7 protein-coding genes, 1 rRNA gene and 1 pseudogene are annotated in these 9,082 nt (G+C 49.7%); 3 read left to right on the top strand and 6 right to left on the bottom strand.

The features are described from left to right. Together BG74_RS16485 and BG74_RS12815 are read left to right on the top strand one after the other, a co-directional pair. Positions 1-282, top strand: a pseudogene (locus tag BG74_RS16485) (hypothetical protein); the annotation flags it as partial. A gap of 108 nt (positions 283-390) precedes the next feature. Further along, complete coding sequence (locus tag BG74_RS12815; protein ID WP_187202576.1) at positions 391-513, top strand: YshB family small membrane protein; 123 nt, start codon at positions 391-393, stop codon at positions 511-513. 294 nt (positions 514-807) lie between these two features. On the opposite strand, the gene BG74_RS16480 is transcribed toward BG74_RS12815, so the two are convergent. Together BG74_RS16480 and BG74_RS18860 are read right to left on the bottom strand one after the other, a co-directional pair. Then, positions 808-1,182 (bottom strand): oxygen-independent coproporphyrinogen III oxidase, encoded by a 375-nt coding sequence (locus BG74_RS16480; RefSeq protein ID WP_066596704.1) that lies wholly within the window; start codon positions 1,180-1,182, stop codon positions 808-810. A gap of 347 nt (positions 1,183-1,529) precedes the next feature. Next, positions 1,530-1,658 (bottom strand): hypothetical protein, encoded by a 129-nt coding sequence (locus BG74_RS18860; RefSeq protein WP_256364210.1) that lies wholly within the window; start codon positions 1,656-1,658, stop codon positions 1,530-1,532. A 1,159-nt stretch (positions 1,659-2,817) separates the two neighbouring features. Between BG74_RS18860 and yihA the strand changes: the two genes are divergently transcribed. Then, entirely contained in the window at positions 2,818-3,462 is a 645-nt protein-coding gene (yihA, locus tag BG74_RS03745) for a ribosome biogenesis GTP-binding protein YihA/YsxC (protein ID WP_066596702.1), read from the top strand. Positions 3,463-3,814: 352 nt separating this feature from the next. On the opposite strand, the gene polA is transcribed toward yihA, so the two are convergent. The 4 genes from polA to BG74_RS10475 form a co-directional block, all read right to left on the bottom strand. Continuing rightward, positions 3,815-6,601 (bottom strand): DNA polymerase I, encoded by a 2,787-nt coding sequence (polA, locus tag BG74_RS03740; protein WP_066596700.1) that lies wholly within the window; start codon positions 6,599-6,601, stop codon positions 3,815-3,817. A gap of 410 nt (positions 6,602-7,011) precedes the next feature. Beyond that, positions 7,012-7,635, bottom strand: coding sequence for a thiol:disulfide interchange protein DsbA (gene dsbA / locus BG74_RS03735; protein WP_066596698.1), 624 nt, complete (start codon positions 7,633-7,635; stop codon positions 7,012-7,014). A gap of 945 nt (positions 7,636-8,580) precedes the next feature. After that, positions 8,581-8,649 (bottom strand): hypothetical protein, encoded by a 69-nt coding sequence (locus tag BG74_RS20435; protein ID WP_439895657.1) that lies wholly within the window; start codon positions 8,647-8,649, stop codon positions 8,581-8,583. 199 nt (positions 8,650-8,848) lie between these two features. Further along, a 16S ribosomal RNA gene (locus tag BG74_RS10475) occupies positions 8,849-9,082 on the bottom strand; the annotation flags it as partial.

Here is a 9,082-nt window from a genome sequence, read left to right as displayed (position 1 = left end):
GTATTGATTCAGGATTTGCCGTCGGAGCTATTTGAAACCGCCGCACTGGATAACGTGGTGCAATCGCTGCTGAATAGCTGGGACACACTGCCGGTGCAGTGAGAGAATCGCGCGTTTCGCTCTGGTCAACAAAACCTGCTGTCAGGAAGCGCAGCCGGAAATGGAAGGTACCTTAGCTGACTACCACACGGCGCCATACCCAGTTTTACAAGCAGGAGGCTACCCGTTTGCTCGGCTTTAGTCTTGCTAACGCGTAAACTGAAAGAGCTTGGGATGGAGTAATCCCAGAACACGCTCCACAGAGAGTACGCCGCGATGCAAAATTTCGCTTAAACAATTTACATCGCGGACCGGCTCAGTATTATTTCTATGTACAAGGGGAGACAAGCCATGTTGCAGACCATTATCGCTTTCGCGACGCAGGGACTGGACGCGGTTATCGTTGTGGGGCATGCCCCACAGACGGCGCTGGCAGCGGTCATGTGCGCCGCGCTCATCAATTCACTGAATTAATCGGTCATCCAACATCCAAACCGCCCCTTTCCGCCGTCAGCGGAAAGGGGCGGTTTGGATCACATGGAAAAACTGACGTAGGCGCTGGCTAGTACGTAAATAGGTTAGGTATCGAAACACATGCAGATATTGTGCGCCAGCAGACGGCTACAAACGGTTATTTCCAGCGCGCAGGTGCTCGTGGCGTCACTAGCCCTTCCTCTACCGAGGGTACCATTTACGCCAGACTTCGGCAAAGTAACCGGTAAATCAGATGCTGCAAGCCGCTACAATCACGTTAAAATCGAGACGAAATTAGAAAATCAGTGCTTTTATGACGTCACAACGTACAACGTAAGCAATCGTCGCGGCTAAGCACCAAAAACTATTACCTTGCCACTCAACAAAATCACGATAGCTGTACATGACTTTCTGATTTTGCACATAATAGTCGCCGACCGTACTTATCGCCAATATACCTGGTCCCAGCAGGTCGCACTCGCCATAGGTGGTAGTATGGTGGTAGTATACCCCTGGAAATTGCGGTGCAGACGTGACGCCTGCTACGTCAGTGCCCGGTTCATCATCCAGCCGGGCGAAATAGTTCATGTCATAGTCCATACCGATGAATTGATAGCCTGAGTCAGTGATAAGAGTCATGACACTGTGCCAGTCAGTGATAAGAGTCATGACACTGTGCCGCAACATGGCAAGTTTTTGCGAGCCGCGCCGGGCATGTCCGCGTCTTTAAATTTGCGCTGTGCAGCAAATAGCGATAGCATCTGGGCATAACTAAACACTCTTAAACTCTATGGCCCAAGCGCAGATGACCAGCTACAACGTATAAGCGAAGCGATCGTGCATTTAGCGCGGCAGACCAGTAAATCAAATCGATGTTGGTCGAGCGGAATCATAGACGGGTAGTGCGCTCAGTCAGACCAAAAAATCAGCGCTTCGTCCTGCTCGAAATTGATGCAACGCTGGCACCTAGCCATGAAATCTTGCACGCCGACGCTGATACGATTGAACTCTTATCGCTACAAATTATCAATGAGATCTAGCAGGATATCCCGCGGATCGATTTCAATCGACAGCTCTGCATCGGCATCAAAAGAGATGTTCCCGCAGCAGCACCGCACTATACATAACCGCGCTGTCTGCGCCACCGGTAAAAAGGTCAAAGGTCAGTGTTCCCACCCTACCCTAATTCATTTAGTTGACGTTTCCTACCGACGAACAATTGCGCCCGCGCGCAGGTTTCCCGCGCCAGAATGTTCACATCCTGTCTGTCATAGGTTTATACTACCTGCGACTGCAATAAGGCAGTCGCGCGCTATGGCGTAAAGGTCGATGATTATCTCGATACTCTGCGAGAGCGGCTGGACGGGATAAAACAGACCGCCACTATGGAAAACGCTGCATCACATAATCTTCGCTGAATTCCAGTGCGGTGAGATAGGACATATAGAGCGGCCCGGAGTAGTTATGTTTCTGAATGAAGGTCAAATCCTATTCGATTGGCTAGCAACGACTATATGGCTTACTCCTTACTGTAGGACGTCGACAGCGTCATCTGACGAGAGGTATGAGGCCTTGTTCTGTGAGAGGCGCCGACGTTCACCAGATAACTATACAAAAAAGGTTAACATTAGCGCAAGGAGAAGCGTTAATGCCGACAAGGGTTAGAGGTTGCCTTTTTCGTAGCCATATTTAAGCAGCTGCAGTATATCTTCCTGATTCATCCGCGCACTCTCTTCGTCATCGTCATTAAGCTCAATGCCCACTCGGTCATCATCTCATCGATTCGATCCAGCGCCTAGTCAACATAAAGCCGCCCCCTCCGTGGAAAAATTTTCATCCTGCTGCAGGTGCTGCAGTAACGCAGCCAGACGATTGTCATTCTCCAAGGAGAGCTATCTCCTGTTCGGCCGTTTCCCATAGCTTTGGCGGTTGCGGCGTTGGCGCGAGAGATATTGGATTGAACCGATGCTCCATCAAGCGTCAGCGACACGGACTTTTTACTGCTGACACGGCCAGCCCTCGGTATTTTTTCCGCTTACATTCACGCCCTTTGATATTCAACTCTTCGCAGCTTTTACGCTGTTTTTTTTAGCGTCGCCTGGCTGCCCGAAGGCGCCCCCATGCTGATGAATTTATAATATTGACCATTGGGTAAATGCAATAACGTCTAATGTTGCGGCAGAATATACCAGAAAACTACGCAAGAAAAAGATGGCTGCGCCCGTGTGGGAGAAAATAAAAACGGCATCACGGGTCATAACCGGTATAATTAGCTGATATGCCATCTCCAGAGAGAATATACCATTGACCAAATCTTATAACTATCAGATAACTCATTTCTTGACCAGCACGCCGGATATTCACCATTTGCCGATCGACGACGGGATTGAAATCGCTTTCACCGGGCGTTCCAACGCCGGCAAATCCAGCGCTCTTAATGCCCTGACCAATCAGAAAAACCTGGCCAGGACCAGTAAAATCCCCGGTTGCACCCAGCTTATCAACCTGTTTGAGGTGGAACGGGGCATTCGGCTGGTAGATCTTCCAGGCTATGGTTACGCCGAAGTGCCGGAAGAATTAAAACGCAAGTGGCAGCGAGCTCTAGGCAAATATCTACAAAAGCGCGACAGCCTCAAGGGACTGGTAGTACTAATGGATATCCGCTACCCAATGAAAGATCTCGATCGACAGATTGTGCAATGGGCGATGGATATCAACATTCCGGTTCTCATCCTGCTTACCAAGGCCGATAAGCTAGCTTCCAGCGCGCGCAAAATGCAGTTAAATCAGGTGCGTGAATCAGCGCTGGCATTCATAGGCGATGTTGAAGTAGAAACATTCTCGTCGCTGAAAAAACAGGGCGTGGATAAACTGCGGCAGAAACTCGACGCCTGGTTTGCCGCCAGCTCACCGTCGATAGTGCCAGAAGCGCCTCCGAGTGAAGAATAAAGCTAAGCTTCACGCCCAGGCCGAGGCGAGGGCGGCTTCGCTGTTCACGATATATGATGTTCACGCCACCGGGCAACGCACAAAAATTTTCCGCTCCCAACAAAAACGCCCCGGTCATAAAACGACTAGGGCGGCTAATACTTAGCAAAATCCGATTACGTGAAGTAAAAGGTTTAAAGGATAAAATATCTTACCTCTGTATCCTACCAGATAGCTCTCTACCTTATTTTTTTGGGGGAAAAGAATTTTTTGCAGTTTACTTTCACCTTTTTATGTATAATGAGTGCTTATTGTAGGAATATATCACACTTTCAATGTAGCTTAATTACAAAAGTGCTTATTCATTCACTACTTAGTGAGCTTGGTCCCAGCTCTCACCGACACCCACGTCCACCTGCAGCGGCACATCAAGCGTAAAACATCCCTCCATCAGCGCCTTAATCCGCGCTTTGGCGTTCTCAACTGCATCCCGCTGCACCTCAAACACCAGCTCATCATGAACCTGCATAATCATGCGAACTGGGGGCACTTCCTGCTGCAGCCAACCATCGATCGCAATCATCGCCCGTTTGATGATATCGGCGGCGGTGCCCTGCATAGGGGCATTAATGGCCATGCGCTCTGCTCTTTTTTTACGCATGCCGTTACGTGAGCGGATATCCGGCAGATAAAGCCGGCGCCCATCCAGAGTCGCGACATAGCCTTGATCGATAGCCTGCCTACGTGTGCGTTCCATATAGTCCAAAACGCCAGGGTACCGCTCGAAATAAAGATTAATATATTTCTGTGCCTCCGAACGCGGCACCGACAGCTGACGCGCCAGACCAAAAGCGCTCATGCCATAAATCAGGCCAAAGTTGATAACCTTGGCGCAGCGTCGCTGATCCTGTGTCACCTTCTCCAGCGGCATACTGAATACCTCGGCGGCGGTAGCGCGGTGAATATCCTTACCGGCAGTGAAAGCGTTCAGCAATCCAGGGTCGCACGAGAGATGCGCCATGATGCGCAGCTCAATCTGCGAATAGTCCGCCGCCACGATAAGCGCGTCCGGTGGCGCGATAAACGCCTGCCGTATACGCCGTCCCTCATCATTACGCACCGGGATATTTTGCAGGTTCGGATCGCTCGAAGACAGTCGACCTGTGGCGGTGACAGCCTGATGATATGAGGTATGCACCCGTTTCGACGCTGGGTTGATCATTTGCGGTAGTTTATCGGTGTAGGTGTATTTAAGCTTAGCTAGACCACGGTATTCCAAAATCAGTTTCGGCAGCGGATAATCTAACGCCAGCTCAGCTAACACCTCTTCATTGGTGGAAGGGGCACCGCCAGGGGTTTTTTTCAGCACCGGCAGTTTTTGTTTATCGTATAAAATCGCCTGTAGTTGTTTGGTAGAGGAAAGATTGAACGGTTCTTCAGCCAGCTGATGCGCTTCCTGTTCCAGTGCTTCCAGGCGTTTGGTCAACTCTGCCGAATGCGCGGCAAGAATGTTTTCGTCAATGAGCACCCCGGTGCGCTCAATGCGCGACAGGACTGGCACCAGCGGCATTTCAATTTCCTGAAAGACCTTTTTCAGCTCCGGCGATTGCTCAATTCGCGGCCACAGCGTCTGATGCAAACGAAGCGTCACATCGGCGTCTTCAGCGGCGTACGGGGCCGCTTGTTCCAATGCAATCTGGTTAAATGTCAGCTTATTACGACCTTTGCCCGCAATCTCTTCAAAGCTCATAGTAGTGTGTTGTAAAAAACGGTCCCCCAAGCTGTCCATATCGTGGCGGCCGGCGACGCTGTCCAGTACGTAGGATTCCAGCATGGTATCGAATGCTATGCCTGCCAACTCAATGTTGTATCTTTTCAATACCCCGCGATCGAATTTGAGGTTCTGGCCGATTTTGCCGATGGCGGGATCTTCCAGTACCGGTTTCATAGCCGCCAATACCAACGTGCGGTCAAGCTGGTCCGGCGCATCTAGGTAATCGTGACCCACCGGTAGATAGGCGGTTTCACCCGGCTTCAAGGCAAAGCACAGCCCCACTAAATTGGCAGTCAGCGTATCCAACCCGTCGGTTTCGGTATCGAAGGCGAATACACCAGCGTCGCGAATCGCAGTAATCCACTGCTCAAGAGTCGCCATGTCGAAAATGATCTGGTAGTCGTCTTTTGACAATACCTCAGCCGGCACTTCTACGGAGGCTGGGAGAGAGGTGGTAAAAGGCGAACGCGGCTCTACGGCGATTTTGCGACCCTGTAGCCATTTACCCGCTTCCAGGTCTCTCAGCCAGCGTTTAAATTCATAACGCTGAAATAATAGCATCAGCTCTTCGGACTCTGGCTCTTCAACCGTTAGCTGGTCATAGTGTAAATCTAGCACTACATCGGTTTTGATTGTCGCCAACTGGTAGGAAAGAAAAGCTACCTCGCGATGCTGTTCGAGTTTGGCGGCCATGGTTTTGGCGCCGCGTAAGCTCAAAGTGCTGACGCCTTCAAGCTGTTGATACAGAATTCCCAGCCCCCCTAGTCCTTGCAATAGCGCCTGTGCGGTTTTCTCTCCTATCCCCGGCACGCCGGGAATATTATCGGAGCTGTCGCCCATCAGCGCCAGATAATCGATGATAAGCTCAGGTGGCACGCCGAATTTCAACTGCACCTCTTCCGGACCGAGGATGGTGTTCGACATGGTATTTATCAGGGTAATTTTAGGCGACACAAGCTGCGCCATGTCTTTATCACCGGTGCTTATCAGTACGTCGCGGCTATCGCCCGCCGCCGCCAGCGCCAGCGTACCGATAACATCGTCGGCCTCTACGCCGCTGATAGCCAGCAGCGGCAATCCCATCGCCTTGACCATCTGATGCAGCGGCGCTATCTGGCTGCGCAGATCGTCCGGCATAGGCGGTCGGTGGGATTTGTAGTACTCAAATAATTCATCGCGGAAGGTCTTGCCATTGGCATCAAACACCACCGCCACATGGCTTGGCTGGTATTGCACCAGCAGGCTTTTAAGCATATTTAATACGCCGTACATCGCCCCAGTGGGTTCCCCCATGCTATTAGTCAGCGGCGGGAAGGCATGATAGGCGCGGTAAAGATAAGAAGAACCATCCACCAGTATTAACGGGTTTTCTGCGATTTGGACCATAGCGTATTTCGTTCTTTTTTAGTCAGCAAACAGGAACTAGCATGCCACAGCCGTCAGCTGGAGACGATGGTTAGAGTAGCATAAGGGCGATAAAAATACCGGGAATGCAGCTAGATCCGCAGGATCTATCTGTGGATAACTTTGTGAGTAAAAATAATAATTTTTATTGACAGACGCAATATTCGCGAGGTTATTAGACAAAAAACCTTTATTATCAATTTATTAATATATAAACTTGCCAATAGCAAATTTTATAATAAAGGTATTGCCATTGTGGATATAAACCTGCTATGGGCCCGTAGCGGGCAAAGGTTATTATCCGCTGGCAGATTAAGGAGATACTGCTAGTTTCCAGCGCTGCCATAAACGACAACGCCGGCGTTGTGCTTCATTCGCCCACGGGGAGATACTTACTTTTGGCTAAGAAGAAACTTCACAACATCGGTGAATTGTTCGGTATAAGCGTCTATCGATAACATATTCAGTCCGTCATTTTTCACCATATATTTTCCATTGACGAACATAGCCGGCACGCCGCGCAGCTGCAGATCAGCGGCCGCTTTCTCCTGCTGTACTACTAAGGATTTCACAGCAAAACTGTTCCAGGAAGAATCATATTCTTCCGCGCTGACGCCCGCTTTGACAAAGACAGCACGGATGTCATCCGGCGTTTGTATCGTCTGTATTTTTTGCAGACCATCAAACAGCAGCGGACTGACTTTATCTTCTACCCCCATCGTAATGGCTACTGCCCAAGCCTGGGTGAGTTGTTTACCCATCGGCCCAAGAAAGTCCACGTGATATTTGGTCATTTTAGTTCCTGACGGCAGCGCTTTTTTCACCGTGCTGGAAATATGATATACTTGCTCGAATTGATAACAGTGCTGGCAATAAAACGAGAAAAACTCTAGCACCTGGGGTTCACTGGTTACCGGCTTGTCGAGTTGGATATATTGTTGATCTTCAGTAAACAGCGCGGCCGAGGCACTAAATGCTAACGCGATACCCATCAACGCAAACCATATTTTTTTCATAGAAAGTGTCTCTCTAAAATGAATAAGTTAGGCGTAAACATAATCAATATACGGGCATTAACTGCAGCGGAAGCTGTTACAGCAGCGTTACCTGTTCGATGAATAGCGCGGTTTATTGTGACCAGAATTCCTCCTCAACCATTAACGGAAAACTGCGAGGAAAATCCGAATTGCCCAGCACCGGCTAACCCAGGTGAAATAATGGATCTTCATATTGCCCGCAACAGCCCAATAAGCGCCAGTTCGCGAGGATCGAAACCCATAAACTCAGCATAAGCGTCCAACAATAGAGACAATTAATACAGTTTGTCACGGCGATCTCCGTTAAGTAGCATTCAGAGATCTTGAATATCTGGGCCATTACAGGTATCGTCGAGATCGACAAACTTGGGGATATCCGTCGCACTATAAAATATTACCGGCGTGCAAATTACCATGCAGACACAGCTGGCGCCAGTAGTCAATGGTCCCCACCCTCATGAACCCTCACTTAACTGGTCGCACGCTTGTGAAAACATCGCTCTCAAAAGCCCGACCGCTTACGCTTGTAAGCAGGGAAAAAATAGCCAAGATAGTTGTGCAGTGTCGCATTATTAATGACCAATGGCGCTACGACCGGTATTTCAGCATCCGCAAGCTCATGCACCAGCTGGTGCTCTTCTAAAATTTGCTCGGCACGCCCAGTTTGTTCGCGGGGCGATAAAATTCACCACATAGCGCTTTTTCTCTTCGTCCAGAAACTGATAGACGCAATTTTTATAGCTGTTTAGGGCGGTTAATCCGGAATTGACGATGATCCACGTCTGTTGCAAAGGATCCATAATCAAATCGGACATTAATGCCTGAAAATTGAATTATGTGCTCATAAGCCCCGCCCGCCCAGGCCTCCCCACCGCTTACTCTTTGATAAAACGGCAGACGCGCAAAATGGCCATTTTGAAATCTTCATCTTTCGGCCAGCCTGGGAATAGAGGCCGTTTTATCTCTGCAGTGCATTTCCAAATGATAGATCATAACATCATCGGTCAGGCCGCTTAAATCGCCATGATATCCTCTGCTTCTTACGTCAGCTTTAACAGAAATTATAACAAATTAAAATATGGCTCTTGTTGCCAAGCGGGATACAAGAGCGCTACTAAATCTGGAACAGGACCAAGGCGGCGAACGAATCCTTGAGGCTCTTTATCAGGCCAAGCGCACCGACCCTACGCTTGAAATAGCGATTCTGGTTGACTGGCACCGGGCACAGCGCGGGCGAATTGGCGGCGCCGCTGCTAACACCAACGCCGATCATTTGAGTTTTAACCTTGCGGCCGTACTCCCCAGGCGGTCGATTTAACGCGTTAGCTCCGAAAGCCACGGCTCAAAGACCACAACCTTCAAATCGACATAGTTTACGGCGTGGACTACCAGGGTATCTAATCCTGTTTGCTCCCCACGCTTTCGT

Origin of the sequence: Sodalis-like endosymbiont of Proechinophthirus fluctus (assembly GCF_001602625.1) — a bacterium.
In the GTDB taxonomy this organism is placed as follows: domain Bacteria; phylum Pseudomonadota; class Gammaproteobacteria; order Enterobacterales; family Enterobacteriaceae.
The sequence above is the reverse complement of the archived record's forward strand: the minus strand, read 5'-3'. Positions and strand labels throughout refer to the sequence as shown.